Annotated in this window: 15 protein-coding genes; 13 read left to right on the top strand and 2 right to left on the bottom strand. The window is 35.1% G+C overall.

The annotated features are described in order from the left end of the window. The first annotated feature begins 311 nt into the window (after positions 1–311). From AMD00_RS09910 to AMD00_RS09900, 3 genes are all read left to right on the top strand, one after another. Positions 312–2,015, top strand: coding sequence for a methyl-accepting chemotaxis protein (locus AMD00_RS09910; protein WP_245639490.1), 1,704 nt, complete (start codon positions 312–314; stop codon positions 2,013–2,015). A gap of 531 nt (positions 2,016–2,546) precedes the next feature. Further along, positions 2,547–3,092: an AbrB/MazE/SpoVT family DNA-binding domain-containing protein gene (locus tag AMD00_RS09905; RefSeq protein WP_053416923.1), complete on the top strand. Its 546-nt coding sequence runs from the start codon at positions 2,547–2,549 to the stop codon at positions 3,090–3,092. Beyond that, on the top strand, positions 3,082–3,654 hold the full coding sequence (locus tag AMD00_RS09900) for a hypothetical protein (RefSeq protein ID WP_053416922.1): 573 nt from the start codon (positions 3,082–3,084) through the stop codon (positions 3,652–3,654). The genes AMD00_RS09905 and AMD00_RS09900 overlap by 11 nt, the downstream gene beginning before the upstream one ends. A 314-nt stretch (positions 3,655–3,968) precedes the next feature. Here AMD00_RS09900 and AMD00_RS09895 read toward each other — a convergent pair whose 3' ends face one another. Further along, the gene (locus tag AMD00_RS09895; RefSeq protein WP_053416921.1) at positions 3,969–4,883 is read right to left on the bottom strand and encodes a LysR family transcriptional regulator; all 915 of its coding nucleotides are present in this window, start codon (positions 4,881–4,883) and stop codon (positions 3,969–3,971) included. 322 nt (positions 4,884–5,205) lie between these two features. Here AMD00_RS09895 and AMD00_RS09890 point away from each other — a divergent pair, with 322 nt between their 5' ends. Both AMD00_RS09890 and AMD00_RS09885 read left to right on the top strand, forming a co-directional pair. Beyond that, the gene (locus tag AMD00_RS09890; RefSeq protein ID WP_053416920.1) at positions 5,206–6,000 is read left to right on the top strand and encodes a MerR family transcriptional regulator; all 795 of its coding nucleotides are present in this window, start codon (positions 5,206–5,208) and stop codon (positions 5,998–6,000) included. A gap of 109 nt (positions 6,001–6,109) precedes the next feature. Further along, positions 6,110–6,943, top strand: coding sequence for a CPBP family intramembrane glutamic endopeptidase (locus AMD00_RS09885; protein ID WP_053416919.1), 834 nt, complete (start codon positions 6,110–6,112; stop codon positions 6,941–6,943). 184 nt (positions 6,944–7,127) lie between these two features. Here the strand turns inward: AMD00_RS09885 and AMD00_RS09880 are convergent, their stop codons facing one another. Further along, entirely contained in the window at positions 7,128–8,363 is a 1,236-nt protein-coding gene (locus tag AMD00_RS09880) for a YhgE/Pip domain-containing protein (RefSeq protein ID WP_053416918.1), read from the bottom strand. 211 nt (positions 8,364–8,574) lie between these two features. Between AMD00_RS09880 and AMD00_RS09875 the strand changes: the two genes are divergently transcribed. The 8 genes from AMD00_RS09875 (at position 8,575) to AMD00_RS09840 (ending at position 17,172) form a co-directional block, all read left to right on the top strand. Beyond that, positions 8,575–9,225, top strand: a complete 651-nt coding sequence (locus AMD00_RS09875) for a TetR/AcrR family transcriptional regulator (protein WP_053416917.1) — start codon at positions 8,575–8,577, stop codon at positions 9,223–9,225. 300 nt (positions 9,226–9,525) lie between these two features. Continuing rightward, complete coding sequence (locus AMD00_RS09870) at positions 9,526–10,761, top strand: M20 family metallopeptidase (protein ID WP_053416916.1); 1,236 nt, start codon at positions 9,526–9,528, stop codon at positions 10,759–10,761. Continuing rightward, complete coding sequence (locus tag AMD00_RS09865) at positions 10,754–11,860, top strand: tartrate dehydrogenase (RefSeq protein WP_053416915.1); 1,107 nt, start codon at positions 10,754–10,756, stop codon at positions 11,858–11,860. The genes AMD00_RS09870 and AMD00_RS09865 overlap by 8 nt, the downstream gene beginning before the upstream one ends. Next, complete coding sequence (locus AMD00_RS09860) at positions 11,851–12,597, top strand: SDR family NAD(P)-dependent oxidoreductase (RefSeq protein WP_053416914.1); 747 nt, start codon at positions 11,851–11,853, stop codon at positions 12,595–12,597. The genes AMD00_RS09865 and AMD00_RS09860 overlap by 10 nt, the downstream gene beginning before the upstream one ends. 21 nt (positions 12,598–12,618) lie before the next feature. Then, entirely contained in the window at positions 12,619–14,064 is a 1,446-nt protein-coding gene (locus tag AMD00_RS09855; protein ID WP_053416913.1) for an aldehyde dehydrogenase family protein, read from the top strand. A gap of 21 nt (positions 14,065–14,085) precedes the next feature. Next, positions 14,086–15,117 (top strand): ABC transporter ATP-binding protein, encoded by a 1,032-nt coding sequence (locus AMD00_RS09850; RefSeq protein WP_053416912.1) that lies wholly within the window; start codon positions 14,086–14,088, stop codon positions 15,115–15,117. Next, positions 15,114–16,151 (top strand): ABC transporter ATP-binding protein, encoded by a 1,038-nt coding sequence (locus AMD00_RS09845; protein ID WP_053416911.1) that lies wholly within the window; start codon positions 15,114–15,116, stop codon positions 16,149–16,151. The genes AMD00_RS09850 and AMD00_RS09845 overlap by 4 nt, the downstream gene beginning before the upstream one ends. A 31-nt stretch (positions 16,152–16,182) precedes the next feature. Continuing rightward, positions 16,183–17,172: a P1 family peptidase gene (locus AMD00_RS09840; protein ID WP_053416910.1), complete on the top strand. Its 990-nt coding sequence runs from the start codon at positions 16,183–16,185 to the stop codon at positions 17,170–17,172. The last annotated feature ends 34 nt before the right edge of the window (positions 17,173–17,206 follow it).

The following is a 17,206-nucleotide window of genomic DNA, read 5'->3' as shown; positions in this document are numbered from 1 at the left end:
TACTAAAAATTAGGCTAACGCATGATATGTAATCATGTGTTAGTTTTTTTAGTTTTCGCAACTTTATATTCATGTTTGTCGCAATGTGATAGGGTTAATGATGTGTTAATTTCTGAATAAACTGTATTTTGTAAGTATAAAGTTGTGGTAAAATAATACTATTATTTTTGATATTATAATGTATAATGCTAGATGGAGGTTATTTGACGAAAATTGATTTAATATCATATATTTACTTATTTTGTATTTTTTAATAAGAAGGTAAACTTTTAATAGAATTACATAAAATAAACTAAAGGGTGAGAGTGAAGTTGGGGAAAATACTAGAGTTTAAAAACTTCAAAACAGTAAGAGCGAAAATATCAATTGGCTTTATGATCGTAGTACTTATAATGACAGGGTATAATGTGTATAGTTATATAATGCAGCAAAACTCCACGAAATCAACGAAGGAGATTGTTGATTTTGAGTTAGAAATATTAGCAGCAGATGATGAGTTGGCTACTTCATTTGCAAATCGAACGGCAGCAGCTAGAGGTTATATTATTTCCGGTGATAAAAAATATAAGGAAAAATTTGATGAATATACGGATATCGCTGAAGAAAATGCAGCAATTGTTGAAGGATTAACTTCTTCGATAAAATTAGATGAAATAGTAGAAAAAGCAAGAGTGTGGCGTACATATATAAAAGAAGATGTATTTGAAGAATATGATCGTGGAAATAAGCAACTAGCTGCAGATAACCTGAAGTCGGTGGATGAACAAGCCAGTGAAATACAGGAAGGTTATGAAGAGTTAGCGAACACTCGAGAAGAGGCTATTAAGAAAATAGGTAAAGAGATGATTGAGAATGGAGAAAATAATCAATTAATAAGTATTATTTCAACTATATTACTTACTATCCTTTCAGTGGTTGTAGCTTATATAACTGCTCGAATGATCGTAAAACCAATCAAACTCGTGGCAAAACGTATGACGGAGATTTCGCAAGGTGATATAAGTCAGCCAGACCTTCCAAAAACGTCTGAAGACGAGATTGGACAATTAATTGAAGCGACCAATTTAATGAGTAAAAATGTTCATGAAATTTTGAGTAATATTAAAGATGTGTCCAATCAAGTTGCTTCAAATAGTGAAGAACTTGCACAATCTGCATTAGAAGTAAAAACGGGTAGTACACAAATAGCGTTAACAATGCAAGAAATTGCTGAAGGAACTGAATCCCAAGCAAGTAACACAAGTGATTTAGCGACAGTAATGGACTCATTTACTCAAAAAGTAAAAGAAGCAAATTATGAGGGTGAGAAAATGAACAATCATACTTCGAATGTTCAAAGTCTTACATATGAAGGCAGTAAACTAATGATAGCTTCTACTGAACAAATGCGAAAAATTGATGGAATCGTTCAAGAATCAGTGCAAAAAGTAGAAAATTTAGCCGTGCAATCTTTAGAAATTTCAAAATTGGTATCTGTCATTACAAGTATTGCAGATCAAACAAATTTACTTGCTTTAAACGCAGCAATTGAAGCAGCCCGTGCTGGCGAACAAGGAAAAGGTTTTGCTGTAGTAGCTGATGAAGTACGAAAGTTAGCTGAACAAGTAACTTTCTCAGTAACTGATATAGCTGGTATTGTTCAAAAGATACAACAAGAAACAAAAAATGTAACAACTTCACTCCAAAGTGGTTATGAGGAAGTGATTCAAGGAACAGAACAAATCGCCTCTACAGGTGAGACATTCAACAATATTTCAAATGCGATTGGTAATATGATTGATAATATTAATGTCATATCAAATAATTTAAGTGGTATTTCTCAAACAACTTTGCAAATTAATCAGTCAATTGATGATATTGCTGCTGTCTCTCAGGAATCTGCAGCAGGAGTAGAAGAAACTACTGCAACTGTTCAACAAACAACAAGTTCGATGGAGGAAATTTCTAATAGCTCAGATCATCTAGCTGAACTTGCAGAAGAACTTAATTTACAAGTACAGAAATTTAAATTGTAAAGCACATAAAAACCAGTTTCTCCATCGAGAAGCTGGTTTTTTAAGGTGTGTAAAAGGAATAAGTTACGTTGTTAGAATTGTAGTAAGACATTTATAGAACAAACTATTGCACCTATTAAACATGCAAGAAAACCTACAAATGAAACAAACGCAACAATTCCATTAAGAAAAATGATAGCATAATAACGTTCAGGATATAAATAGCCTAACGAAAGAACTCTTCCTGAATTTGTAAAACTAAGCTTATGTGAATTTGCATAACTTTAAGGTGCTGTGTTTTAATATTCGCTTTCATAACAAGGAGCATAATCGATCTATTAATTCTAATACACTTTAAATTTGATAAAAACACAATCAAGTTAAACAGAGCCTTGTGATTAGAGAACTGTATTATTATTGACAAAGTGAAAGTTCCTAGTTAGTCTAAAAAGTAAGGAATTTTATTATAAAAGTAAGGAGATTAAACGGCTTCAAAGGAAAAACAGATTCAATATAGTGCTTGCTGAGTCCAATAAGCATAGGGGGAGAACGATGAAGCTAGAAGAAGTAAGTACGGTTACATCTAAAGGTCAAGTAACAATACCCAAAAAAATTCGGTCATTTCTTAAGATAAAAGAAAAAGATAAATTAAAATTCACAATAGATCTCTCTACGAAAAGAGTCTATTTAACCAATGATAATCAGGTAAATATTTGTCCTCTATGTGAAGGTGAAAAGGTAGTAGATTTAAACCAACCTTGCTTTATTTGTTGCGAGGAGGGGCGTATTGATTTAGAAATTAATCCTTACTCAATATTTAGAATATGGTTTGAAAAGTACTTAGTTTCGATTACATATATACAAACAAATGCAAATGGGACTTTACAGCCGAAAGTTGAAGTATTATCTCCTAATTATCGTGAAGAAACACTACGTAAAGCCGCAGGGATATTAGCATTATGGCTGTTAAATCAATCTTCTTTTGAAAAGAAACTCATTACTAATATTGAAGGAATCAATGAATTAGAAGAGCAACTTCCATATTTTAAGCAACTAGTAGAAAAAATAATTAATGAAGGAGAAATAAATGAACTATAAAGAGATAGCACAAGCGTTACAGGCTCCTTTTCCAAATGGTACAGTGCAATTCTCATCATCTAATCAGAGACAAGCACATATTCCAGTACAAGTTTATATTAGTCGACTGGAAAAGGTAGCAGGAGAGCATTGGTCTTGGTCTATAATAGGAGAACCTATAATTGTAGAAGCTGATAGTGCAGTAATTGTAAGAGGTGAGTTATCTATACTTGGAGCAAAAAGAAGCGGTATGGGGTTTAGTCATTATGTCAGAGGTAAGGATATCAAAAATGTTTCAGCATTTAAAAATGCAGTAAATGCTGCTGAATCAGATGCGATACGTAGCGCTTGTGATAAATTCCTTATCGGATGGTCTGACCTAGCACCATATCGTGATTGTGAGAGTGACGAAAGTATAGAAATAAATAGAAGTGAAGCTGTACGAGAAACGGATGTAGAACGAGTGTGCCAGCGTTGTGCTAAGAAACTAACTGATGTTGATCAATTATTCTTAGAAGTTAATAGGATAAAATTACCTTACTGTACTGAGCATGTACCTAAACACTTAATCAAGAAAATATAAAAATAAGAGAAAATCTATTAAGATTTATTTAACGTATTCAATTTGTAAGCATTTTTATAGTAATAGAGAGTTCTATTTCTTAGCATTACTTTTTAAGGGAATCAACTATATTAACTCTACATAAAATCTCCCCATAACTTAATTAGAAAAAAAGAAAACATATAAACTAAAACTCTTACTCAATTATGAGTAAGAGTTTTAAAGCATTTATTTAAGAAATCTATACCAAGATTTCATCATCAATTTCTTTGCTTTAAATCAATATGGTAGTTAAACTATAACAACTAAAACCTATCACTTGCTATAGTTAAAAGCTATACCGTTTTCATTTCTGTTGCGATACTTTCTTTTAAATAATCCAAGTAGACATGTGCGAGTGGACTTAGATCCAAATGTTTGTGTGTAATATAACCGACATGCATTTTTTCATCGACAAGTAGGGGAACGGCTACAATATCGTTATTGAGTTCTTCATTTATGACTCCACTTGAAATGGTATAGCCATTTAAGCCAATTAATAAATTAAATAGTGTGGCACGGTCACTGACACGTATATTTTTTGGACGTGATAATGTACTCAAAATTTCCTCTGAGAAATGGAAGGAGTTATAATCTCCTTGCTCAAATGACAAGTATGGGTACGGCAATAAATCCTCGAGCGTTACAAATGGTTTTTCCGCAAGTGGATTTTGGCGGTAAATAAACACGTGTGCATCTGCTTGAAATAACTCATTAAACTTCAAATTACCTTCGCGTAAAAACTTCTCAATGACTTGTTTGTTAAATTCATTTAAATACAAAATACCAATTTCGCTTCGTAGTGTTTTGACGTCCTCAATAATTTCATATGTTTTCGTTTCACGTAGCATGAAATCATACTCATTACGGTCATAGTTTTCGAGTAGGCGTACAAAAGCGCTTACCGCAAAGGCATAGTGCTGAGTAGAGACCGAGAATTGCTGTTGCTTTACTTTTGTTGATAAATAGCGATTTTCTAATAGTTCCATTTGCTCTACAACTTGGCGGGCATATTGTAAAAATTCCGTTCCTTCCTTCGTAATAATAATTCCTTTATTGGTTCGTGAAAAAATCGTGATGCCCATTTCATTTTCGAGTTCCTTTAGCGCTTTTGAAAGACTCGGCTGGCTAATGAATAATTCTTGTGCAGCTTTGTTAATGGAGCGATTACGTGCAACTGCAAGTACATATTTTATTTGTTGGATCGTCATACAATCCACCTTTCCTTTTCTGAAAATTATAACGTTTTTCTTTTGTAAAAAGTGCCTTTTAACGGAAATATAGGATTTTATCAATAAAACTATTAATAAAATGACGAGTTCTATTAAATTGATATAATATCTAGTTGCATATTCAATAGTGAACTGCCATTTTATATATTTTAAATTTTTTATCTCGTATTCTAATTTTGTTAGTTATTTACTTATTGTTCATTAACTTTGTTATTATTATAAAACCTATATTGTTATTTTTTGATGTACTGAAAATGTGAAATATCATAAAGAATATGTTGCAATAATAAAGGAGAATATTATGTACACTATTGGACAAGTTGCTCAATTTTTAGGTGTATCTAGAGATACCTTGAAATTTTATGAAGAAAAGGAATTAGTAAAGCCGAAGCAAAATATTGAGAATGGGTATAGAAAATATAATCGTTTTGATATATATGATATAACAACAGTAAATTTCTATAGAGAAATGGATATTGAGATTAAAAAAATCCAGGATTTAAGAAAAAGCAAGAGTATAGAGGGGATAAAATCAATATTAGAAGAGAAAGAACGAGATGTTTTAGAGGAAATAGAATATAAACAGCTTCTTTTAAAAAAGCTTCAGATCGTAAAAGAAGATTGCGAAAAAATTAAACAATTCTTAGGGAAATACACAGTAAAAGAAATGAAGCCTTTAGAAATAAAAGGAGAAATAGAGCATTTCACTGCGTATGATGAATATGAAACTCTTAAAGAGAACACAGACAACTTGAAAAAAGCAGTTACTCTAACCTCTTTAAGAAGAGTCATAAGATTCAATGACGAAGGTATTCTAGAAGATAAGTTTATCATTGTAAGAAAAGTAGAAGACTTTCATAAAGAAATTGAAGGTGAGATTCTATCTCATCCAAAATGTATGTATACCGTTATTGAAGATGGAAGATGGTCAACCGGTGGAAAAAATATTGACCATAACGTGGAAGCTAGTTTAAGAAAAGCAGCCATAGAAAATGGGTATGAACCGTTGGGGCTAGTTTATATAAATCTATTACTTACCACTTATGAAGATGGACTTGAACGTGTATTTTTAGAAATGTATGTACCTATAAAATAATGCAGACATGTATTGACCTGTGAGTAACCCCTAGGTTTAAGCTGAATATATTCGTAAATATGAGCGTTATGATATTTACGAAATACTTAGTTTGAAAAGGGGATTTCACATGAATAGAGAAAAGAAACTAAAAAAACCAGTAGCAAGTTTTATTCTACTAACCAATATCATTTTTTTACCACTTTTTTGTCTTGTAGGAGCCATAAAGTTGTTAGGATTTCCTGAATGGTTCTTTAATGTAATGCTCTGTATATCAGCTTGGTCCTCAACATTTGCTTTTGCAGCTTTATTTAAAAAAATCTATCCTGGGCAAAGTTTTATACAATTTGTAAAAGATAAATTCAAGAATAAACTTAAATTCTCTATGATTCTTACTGTAATTATGATTCAAGCCTTCATATTTTTCATGATTATGTTTCTCGTATCTAATAACAGTGAAACAGACTCAATTTTTACGATATCTTCATGGGGAATGTTGATCTATTTATTTTTGAAAAATCTTCTGTCAGGGCCACTAGGAGAAGAAATAGGGTGGAGAGGTTTCGCTCTAATGGAGCTCCAAAAGAACCATTCGCCATTAAAAGCTTCGATTATCGTCGGATTTTGGTGGGGGATGTGGCATCTACCAATATGGTTTACTACAGGATTTATGGGCATTGAATTAATCAAATACATTCTATTCTTTATGATTTCAATCATGTCCACTACGATCATCATGACAGCATTTTATAACTTAAATCAGAATTTAATCATCCCAATCATCATCCACCAATTCTTTAATTTTTTTATTGGCATAATAAACGGAAACTTAATCGATTTAATCATGTATAATGCAATTTTTTATTTAGTAGTAGCACTTTTAATCATCGTTATAAATCCAAAGAAAGTATTGTATGGAAGGGAAGATACAAACATTATTAATGGAAAGTATTTCATGACTTAGTGATTGTTTGTCCAACAATACACTTAAACTATCGGGAATGTTAGTTGATTAAGGCTTAATAAAATTTCAAACTTTTTATAAAGAAATGAATCCATTACATTAAAAAAGAGCATGTTTTGAACAGATTTGACGTTCACAACATGCTCTTTTTTAGCTTAGAGGTTCCCCAGACCTATTACATAAATTACTCTGCAGTAGACACCGCGGATTGATTACGATTATCTTTATTGAATTTTATTCGACTAATGATATAACAAAGTACAACACTAACTACAAAGAAGATTGATAAGGCTATTAGTGAGGAAGACAGGCCAGATTCCATTCTTCCATCGTAATAAATCAGTGAACGCATACCGTCTACTAAATGATGCGTTGGTAAAATGTTACTAAAGATTTGGTGAACAGACGGTAAAATATTTACTGGAATTGGCCCGCCACTAGCGAATATTCCCATTATATTGATTGGAAAGGCGATTAATAAACTCCATCTTCCAAAGAATAGATTGAATACTTGGAAGAACATGAACATCGTCATAGATCCGAAAATAAGGAATCCTAATATAGCCAATAAATTTGCCGTATGCCCAACTTTATAAACTGCAAATGTACAAATTACTAATAAAATTGACATGAGTGCAGTCATACAAATCCCAAATATTATTTCTGCATTTAAGACCGCATGTTTTTTCATTTTCAAGCCATGTGTCTTTAATGCTGTATACATAGAGTCTACATAACCATTTACCATTTGAGATCCCATCATACCTGTAATCATGCATAATAATGCCATTATAAAAGGCGTCATCCCATTATCGTTTTTGACTACAGAGATATTCTTCTCATTGATTTGAATAGGATTTGCTAAGACGAGTGCATTTTCTGGCGAGAGGGTAGATTTTGAGCTATCCAATGTTCCTGAAATTTGCTCAGTTACACTTTTGGAAATGCTCGTTGCCACTGCTTGTAAAGAAGATTGTGCAATCCCAGAAGCAAATTGACCTCCTGCTTTATTAACGATTAATTCAAGTTTTGCTTGTTTTGTATTCACTTTGTTTTGTAATAAATGGTCTTGTAACTTTAGCATTGATGTTGTGTAATTTTCAGGAATGATTAATGCAGCATAGGCTTTATTATTTTTTAAAATTTTTAAGCCGTCAGCACGGGTAGATGCTGTTTGCCACTTAATAGCCGTACTTTCTTTTGAATTAGCAATATTTGTACTAATGATTTTGCCCATATCTACTTGCTGCCCGTTCACTTTACTCCCTGTATCTTCGTTAATAATAACGATAGGAAAATTGTGAACATTTGGCGTGGCTTTAGAAAAAATTGGGATGTAGATGATGGCCATAACAATCATCAAAATAGATACCATCCAGACAGGCGTCCACATACTTTTAGTCTTTAAAAATCTTTTCATACTTAGACTCCTCGATTTCAAGTTAAAATAATTTTGTTACTGATACTATGAATATCGTAATGATAGTATCACTATCAATGTGATAAATACAATATCATGATAGTTAAAATATTACAATGAAAAAGTTAAAAATGACGGTTTTGACTTTCATCATCCTATTTGATAGAATCACAAGCGTCTAGAAGAACGGTAAAAAGGAGTGTGTACTACTATGGATCCCAAATCTCGATTAGAAAAAGAACGATTAGAAGGGAAACAAAAAAGAATTATTGAAATGGTAGAAGCAGCTGATCGAGTATTTGCAAGAAAGGGTCTTGAAAAGACTACTATGCAAGACATTGCAGATGAAGCAAGTATTGGCATAGCTACTTTGTTTCGATATTTTCCAAAAAAAGATAGGATTATTGTCGCGGTAGCTGCAAAAGCACTTGAAGCGAATATAGTTATTTTTCAAGAAGTGTTGGAAAAACCTGGTACTTGTTATGAGAAGATAGAGCATTTATTTGATACATTTATATCTTTTAATGAACAAAAAGAGAGTCGCATTAAATTTCTTGAAAGTTTTGAAACCTATGTAGCTCAATCTATTGAGCCGTTTGAAGGTATGGAAGTATATAATGCCACCTCCAGACAACTTGTAGATATTTACTATAAAATTATCGAGACGGGTAAAACAGATGGCTCTATTCGAACAGATATACCGATTTCGGATACTCTATCAACTTTGTCGAATGTGTTCGGTATTTTCTCTAAGAAATTATCCCTACATAAAAGCATAGTATTACTCGAATCAAATGTACCTGCTGAGACACAATTAATTATTCTGAAAAATATTTTCCTTAGTTATATTAAAAATGATTAAGCAATCATGAATACTTCAAACCTACTTCGGATTCCTTCATTTTGAAGGTTTCTTTTTTTTGTACAGAATGTTCCTTTCCTCAGAAAACCACTTAAATTCCTTCATATTTGAAATTCCTAATTATAGACAAGTGGAGATAAGACATCTTGTCTAATCTTGTATAAGAAGTACACACATATTGTCCAATTAATAGAAAACGTTTTCAAAATATAATTAATATCAGAATATTCATAACTATTGTTTAGTTTATATTCGCTTTCCTTATGAACATTTGAAAAACAATAAAGAAGGGGAGATTACATGAATTTAAAATTAGAAAATGAGACGTATTTACGAGATCGAGAAGCTGTCATTCAATTAACACGGGAGCTAGTCAAAATTCCAAGTGTATATAGAGAAGGTATTGCAGATGCAAATGAAACAAAAGTAGCGTTATATGTAGCCGAATATTTAAAGAATATAGGCATTCAAACACATATTGAAGAAGTAGTACCTGGTAGACCAAATGTTATTGGCATCATTGATTCAGGTAAACCTGGTAAAACACTTCTTTTTGAAGGGCATACGGATGTAGTAACAGAAGGAAATGTTGATGCTTGGACTTACGGTCCTTTCAGTGCTGAAATTGTTGATGGGCGAATGTACGGAAGAGGAACGAATGATACAAAAGGTAACTTGGCATGTATGATCACGGCTGTTCAATCAATTTTAAAAGATAAAGAAGAGTTTTGTGGAAAGATCATTTTGTGCATTCCTGTTGATGAAGAAGGAATGATGCTCGGCATTAAGCACTTCATCAAACAAGGTTGGGCAGACGGTGTAGACGGGGCTATCATTTGTGAACCTGAAGAAAATAATGTCTGTATCGCTCAGCGAGGAGCAATGCGCATTAGAGTTGACGTATACGGTAAGATGGCGCACGGGGCAATATCGTGGAGTGGCATTAATCCAAATTGGCGAATGGCGAGACTAATTGTAGAACTCGAAAAACTTGAGAAGGAAGAGCAAGAGAGATTAGGGGAGGACCCTTACTTAAAATGGCCTTCTATAACGCCAACTATTTTACAAGCACCTGTAAAAGGAGATGCTCAGATCAATGTAATTCCTGATCACTGTATGATGACACTCGACATTCGAACCGTTCCACAACAAGATCATGATGAATTATTAAATAAAATTAATGCAATTATTGCAAGATTAAAAAATGATGACGCCGATTTTAATGTAGAATTAACGATTTTAGATAACCGTCCATCTACATTTACAGATAAAGATCACCCTGTTGTTCATGCAGTTTATGATGCTGTCAAGGAAGTAACAGCAGAAGAACCAATTTATAATGGGGTACCTGGAGCGACAGATGGTACGTTTTTACACATGCATGGTGTACCGATTGTCACAATTGGGGCAGGAGATAGAGAAATTCCACACCAAATCAATGAGTATGTAGATATTGAAGAATTAGCGGTTACAACGGCTATTTTTAGAGATGCAGCATTACGCTTTTTAAAGGATGGGAGTAATGTAAATGACTGAATTTAAAATTGCGGTAATTCCTGGAGATGGTATCGGTGTCGAAGTAATGGCGGAAGCATTAAAAGTGTTGTCTGTCCTCGAAGAACATGAACAGGATTTTGTGTTGCATAAGGAAAATTTCGAGTGGAGTTCGGATTATTATTTGGAACATGGCAGAATGATGCCGGAGGATGGGCTTGTCACACTACAAAGCTATGACGCTATTTTATTTGGTGCTATTGGTGATGCTAGAGTACCAGATGACGTGACAATATGGGAATTAATAATGCCAATTCGTAAGCAATTCCAACAATATGTAAACTTTAGACCTGTAAAATCATTACCTGGCATTACATCACCACTTAGCAATGGGGATGATATTGATTTTGTCATTTTCCGTGAAAATGCAGAAGGTGAATATTCAAATAGTGGTGGTCGTATGTTTGAGACTCAACATTCAGAGATGGCCATTCAAAATACCATTATGACTACAGCAGGTATTGAAAGAATCGTTAAAGCTGCTTGTGAATATGCAGAGAAAAATGGTAAGAAGAAAGTTACGAGTGCTACGAAGTCTAACGCAATCATCCACTCTATGAAACTATGGGATGAACATGTTAAGAGAATAATAAAAAACGAATATCCAAACCTTGCATTAGAATCGATTTATATTGATGCTCTTGTTGCTTATTTTGTACAAAGACCACAATCATTTGAAGTCGTTGTTGCTTCCAATTTATTTGGTGATATATTATCAGATCTTGGCTCTGGAATTGTGGGTGGCTTGGGTCTTTCCCCTTCTGCAAACATTAATCCAGAAAAACAGTTTCCTTCTATGTTTGAACCTGTTCACGGCTCTGCACCGGATATTGCGGGAAAAGAAATCGCTAATCCAATTGCACAGATTTGGTCAGCAGCTTTAATGCTTGACCATCTAGGGAGAGCAGATCTTTCAGCAAAAATTATTAATGCGATTGAATCGGTACTCCTTGAAGGGAAGATAAAAACAGCAGATATTGGTGGAAATGCAACTACTGAACAAATGGGGGCAGCCATCTCAGATAAAATTATAGAACAGTACGCAATTAAAGAAGATGAGGAGTCGAAAATATGGACTTAAACAATAAAGTAATAGTTGTGACAGGTGCTGGTGGAGGAATGGGGAAAGCAATTGTATCTCAACTGCTCGAGCTAGGAGCTTACGTTATTGGGATTGATTTATCTACGGATTCATTACAATCAATCCAACATCCCAACCTTCACACGCATGCAGCCAGTGTCTTAGATGAAGAACAGATTGCTGAAATTTTCTTTCAAGTTCACAAGGACTTCGGCAAAATAGATGGTTTGGTAAATGCAATAGGCATTGCTCAAGCAGCAACGCCTATTGAAGAAGTCACATTGAGTCAATGGCATAAACTCATGGATATTAATGCGACTAGTCTTTTCATTTCATGTAAAGAAGCAGTCAAATATATGAAACCGAATCGCCAAGGTTCAATTGTCATTATTGCTTCGATTTCAGCTGTCAGACCACGACCTGGTTTACAGTCATATATTGCTTCAAAAGGAGCAGCAGAAAGTTTTTCAAGAGCGATGGCAATTGAATTGGCGCCTTATTCAATAAGAGTAAATACGATTAATCCAGGGCCAGCTGATACTAATATGTTAGGTCAATTTGCTGCCAAAGATGCTGATATCAGCACTGTAAAAGAGGAAGTATTTAGAAAAAGTGTTCCTCTTGGTGAATTAATCGAACCTGAAGATATCGCTAATGCAGTGACTTATTTATTATCCGATCGCGCGAAAATTGTAACAGGAGCTACATTGAATGTTGATGGTGGCAGAGGCCTGTAAAGAAGAGAGGTTGTGAAGAAGATGAAACGGATACCAATGTTAATTAATGGGGAATGGGTTGGTAACGATTCTAATGAGTGGTTACCAGTCTTCAATCCATCAAATGGAGAATTGATTGCTGAGATAGTAAAAGGTCAAAAAGAACATGTTGATGAAGCAGTACACGCAGCCCAAGTGGCATTCGAAAGTGATGAATGGAAAAAGGTAAAGCCTTATGAACGAGGGCAACTGTTAGTTAGGCTTGCTGCGCATATTAGAAATAATGCTGAGCAATGGAGTAAGTGGGAATGTGAAGATGTAGGTAAACCTATTTCACAAGCCAAAGCTGATGTAGAAGCTGCCGCTAGATATTTTGAATTTTACGGTGGAGCAGCAGACAAAGTGATGGGAGACACGATACCGATTGAAGAGGGGATATTAAATGCGACTGTTTTAGAGCCTGTTGGTGTGACAGCACATATTGTCCCTTGGAATTACCCTCTTCAAATCACTGCGAGAAGTGTTGCTGCAGCAATTGCTACAGGGAATGCTGTCATTGTAAAAAGTGCAGAAGATACGCCTCTTACTACTCATGCTATCGCAGAGTGGTTTGCAGTAAGTGAGCTACCTAAAGGGATCTTTCAACATGTAACAGGTCTAGGTGCCGATGTCGGTGGTCCATTAGCTGGACATCCTGGCATTCATCATATTACTTTTACTGGCTCCGTTAACACTGGTATTTCTGTAATGAAAGCTGCTGCAGACAACGTCGTACCCGTGACGCTAGAGCTTGGCGGTAAATCTCCAAACATCGTATTTTCTGATGCAAATGAAGAATTAGCGCTAGAAGGCGTAGTTAGAGCTATTATTCAAAATGCTGGGCAAACATGTTCAGCGGGTTCTCGATTACTTATTGAAGAGAAATATAAAGAGCGTTTTTTACATGAATTAACAGCGAAGTTTAATGAATTGACGATTGGTCCTGGTGTCGACGACAAAGAGATTGGACCAATTTTAAATAAAAAACAATTCGATCAAATTATTAACAAGATACAGGATGCAAAATCAGCAGGGAAAATAATCGTAGGTGGAGAAACAGTTACTATTAGTGGTTCTGAAGGTGGCTATTATATCCAACCAACAATTATTGACGGGCTAGACAATACACATGCATTAGCGAAGGAAGAGATATTTGGACCAGTATTAACAGTTTTCACTTTTGAAACAATTGAAGAAGCAATAGAGTTGGCGAATAGCACTGATTATGGATTGGTCGCTGGTATTTGGACTCGAAATATCGACGTCGCTCATTTTGTCGCATCCAAGGTGAAATCAGGGCAAGTATTTATTAATAATTACGGTGCTGCAGGTGGAGTACAGATGCCTTTTGGTGGTTATAAAAAAAGTGGAATTGGAAGAGAGAAAGGTTTCATCGCATTAAGAAACTACACTCAAGTGAAAAACATAGCAGTGAAGTTTTCTATTTGAACTTAAAATTGAGGTGAACTTATGGAAAGTCCACAACTGCACTTAGAGCCTTCAAAAAGTACTAACGATCTACTATTAGAAGTCAAAGGGTTAAAAACGTATTTCCACATAGGTAAAGGTAAAATAGCTAAAGCTGTAGATAATGTAAGTTTCGCTATAAAAAAAGGTGAAACTGTTGCGTTAGTTGGTGAATCTGGCAGCGGAAAAAGTATCACGTCCTTGTCCATTATGAGGCTTATTCCTAGTCCTCCAGGTGAGATTGTAGAAGGTTCTATATCCCTTGAAGGAAGAGATTTACTTACATTGTCAGAAGATGACATGACGAAAGTTCGAGGGAATGAGATAGGAATGATTTTCCAAGAACCGATGACCTCTTTAGATCCAGTTTTTACGATAGGAAATCAAATCGTCGAATCGTTAATGAAGCATCAAAAAATGAAGAAAAAAGAAGCTTATGAAAAAGCTGTGGATTTATTGAAAATCGTTGGATTTGCTAGAGCAGAAAAAATTATAAAAGAATATCCGCATCAATTATCAGGTGGAATGAGACAACGGGTTATGATTGCCATTGCAATGTCCAATAACCCGAAGTTACTTATTGCAGATGAACCGACAACAGCTCTGGATGTTACGGTTCAAGCTCAAATACTTAACTTAATGATTGATATGAAAGAACAATTTGGATCCTCAATATTACTCATTACACATGATATGGGTGTTGTAGCCGAAACAGCAGATCGAGTGCTTGTCATGTACGGAGGGCAAATTGTTGAAGAGGCACCGGTAAGAGATCTCTTCTTGAAAACGAAGCATCCCTATACAACAGCATTATTAAGGACTATTCCAAATATTGATGTGGACTTAAAACGGTTAGAATCAATACCTGGGAATGTACCACCTGCACATTTATTCCCAAAAGGTTGTCGCTTTGCAGCGAGATGTACACATGCTATGACAAAATGCCAAGAAGAAATGCCTCAACTTATAGAGTTTGAGAATAACCATAAAGTTAGATGCCACCTCTATGCCAGTGAAGGGGGAGCTATAGAATGAGCGAGAGAGAAAAAATACTTGAAATTAAGCATTTAAAAACCTATTTCCCGATTAAAGGCACTCTTTTTAAAGGGAAAGCAGGGCTTGTAAAAGCAGTTGATGACATTAGTTTTGATGTATTCAAAGGGGAAACTTTAGGAATTGTAGGAGAGTCAGGGTCGGGTAAATCGACTTTAGGAAGAACCATTCTACGTTTAACTGAACCAACTGATGGCGAAATTATTTTTGAAGGAAATCATCTAGAACATTTAGGGAATCGTCAACTACAGAAGCATCGCCAACATATGCAAATGGTTTTTCAGGACCCATTCGCTTCATTGAACCCTAGAATGCGTGTAGGGCAACTTGTAGGAGAGCCTATTGCTGTTCAGAAAATCTTATCAAAAGCTGAAAGAACTAGAAAAATAGAGAGCTTAATTGAAAAGGTTGGCTTACCAAAAGAAGCGCTCGCAAAATTCCCACATGAATTTTCTGGAGGACAAAGACAGCGTATTGGCATTGCGAGAGCATTATCGATGAATCCGAAATTTATTATTGCAGATGAGCCTGTATCAGCACTCGATGTATCTGTGCAATCGCAAGTGTTGAATTTAATGTTGGATCTACAAGAAGAATTCAATTTGACTTATTTATTTATTTCTCATGACTTAAGTGTAGTGAAACACATTAGTGACCGTGTAGGTGTTATGTATTTAGGAAGAATTGTTGAAATTGGACCTAAACATGATATTTATAATAATCCGCTTCATCCATATACTCAGGCATTATTATCTGCAATTCCAATAGTTAATTTCGAAAAGAAAAGGGAGAAAATTCAGCTGAGCGGGGAGCCACCAAGTCCTTCAGATCCTCCGACGGGATGTGCGTTTCATACGAGATGTCCAAAGGCGTTTGATCGTTGTAAAGTAGAACGTCCTGAACTTATTCATAACGAAAGCGGACAGCAAGTTGCCTGTCATCTATATTCACAAGAAGATAATAAAAAGATCTTGAATGCAGAAAGTAAAATTCTCCAATTAACTAAACAAAGTTAATTGAATGTTTTGAAAATAAGGAGGCGTGTACATGAGCTTTGGCAATATAACAGATGTACCAGGTATTAAGGTTGGTAACGTAGAAAATGTAGAAGCATTAACAGGTTGCACAGTTATCCTTGCAGAAGGTGGGGCTGTTTGTGGGGTAGACGTGCGAGGCTCAGCCCCAGGTACTCGAGAAACGGATTTGCTTGATCCCATTAATAGAATTGAAGAGGTACATGGTATTTGTTTATCAGGAGGAAGTGCATATGGTTTAGATGCTGCATCAGGTGCTATGCAATACCTTGAAGAACAAGGGGTTGGACTTGATGTAGGTGTCGCTAAAGTTCCAATTGTACCGGGTGCAGTGCTTTTTGATCTACAAATAGGTAGTCCAAATATTCGCCCAGATAAGCAAATGGGTTACGAAGCGGCCTCGCAAGCCAAGAAGGGAACGTTCACCTTTGGAAATGTGGGAGCAGGTTGTGGTGCCACAGTAGGGAAAATTACAGGACCGGAACATTGCATGAAAGGTGGTTTAGGTAGTGCTTCAATAGAATTAGAAAATGGTTTCGTTGCAGGTGCACTAGTCGCTGTTAATGCAGTTGGAGATGTCAGGGATCCACTGACAAGAGAAATACTAGCGGGTCCAATCGATGCTAATACTGGGCTTATTATAGATAGCCTTAAGTTTATAGAAGAAAATTTATCAGGTAATGCCCTACCTGGATCTAATACAACAATTGGGTTAGTGGCAGTCAATGCAAAATTGACAAAAGCAGAAGCAAAAAAGGTTGCTCAAATTACTCAAAATGCCTTAGCAAGAACCATTTTCCCAGTACATACTATGCTGGATGGGGATACGGTTTTTGTGTTAGCTACTGGAGGAAAGTCTTATCCTGTAGATTTCGTGGGAAATATGGCAGCAAAAGCGATGGAAGAAGCGATAATCGTCGCTATTAAAGAAGCAAATGAAGTTGAAGGAGCACCAAGCTATAAAAGCTACAACAGCAAAAAGAAATTAGAAATGCCGACATAAAAATATCTTTATTCAAAGAGGGGGCTATTTGAAC

This window comes from Viridibacillus arvi (genome assembly GCF_001274945.1).
Lineage (GTDB): Bacteria > Bacillota > Bacilli > Bacillales_A > Planococcaceae > Viridibacillus > Viridibacillus arvi.
Note: the sequence above shows the minus strand (reverse complement) of the source record. Positions and strands in the feature narration are given on the sequence as shown.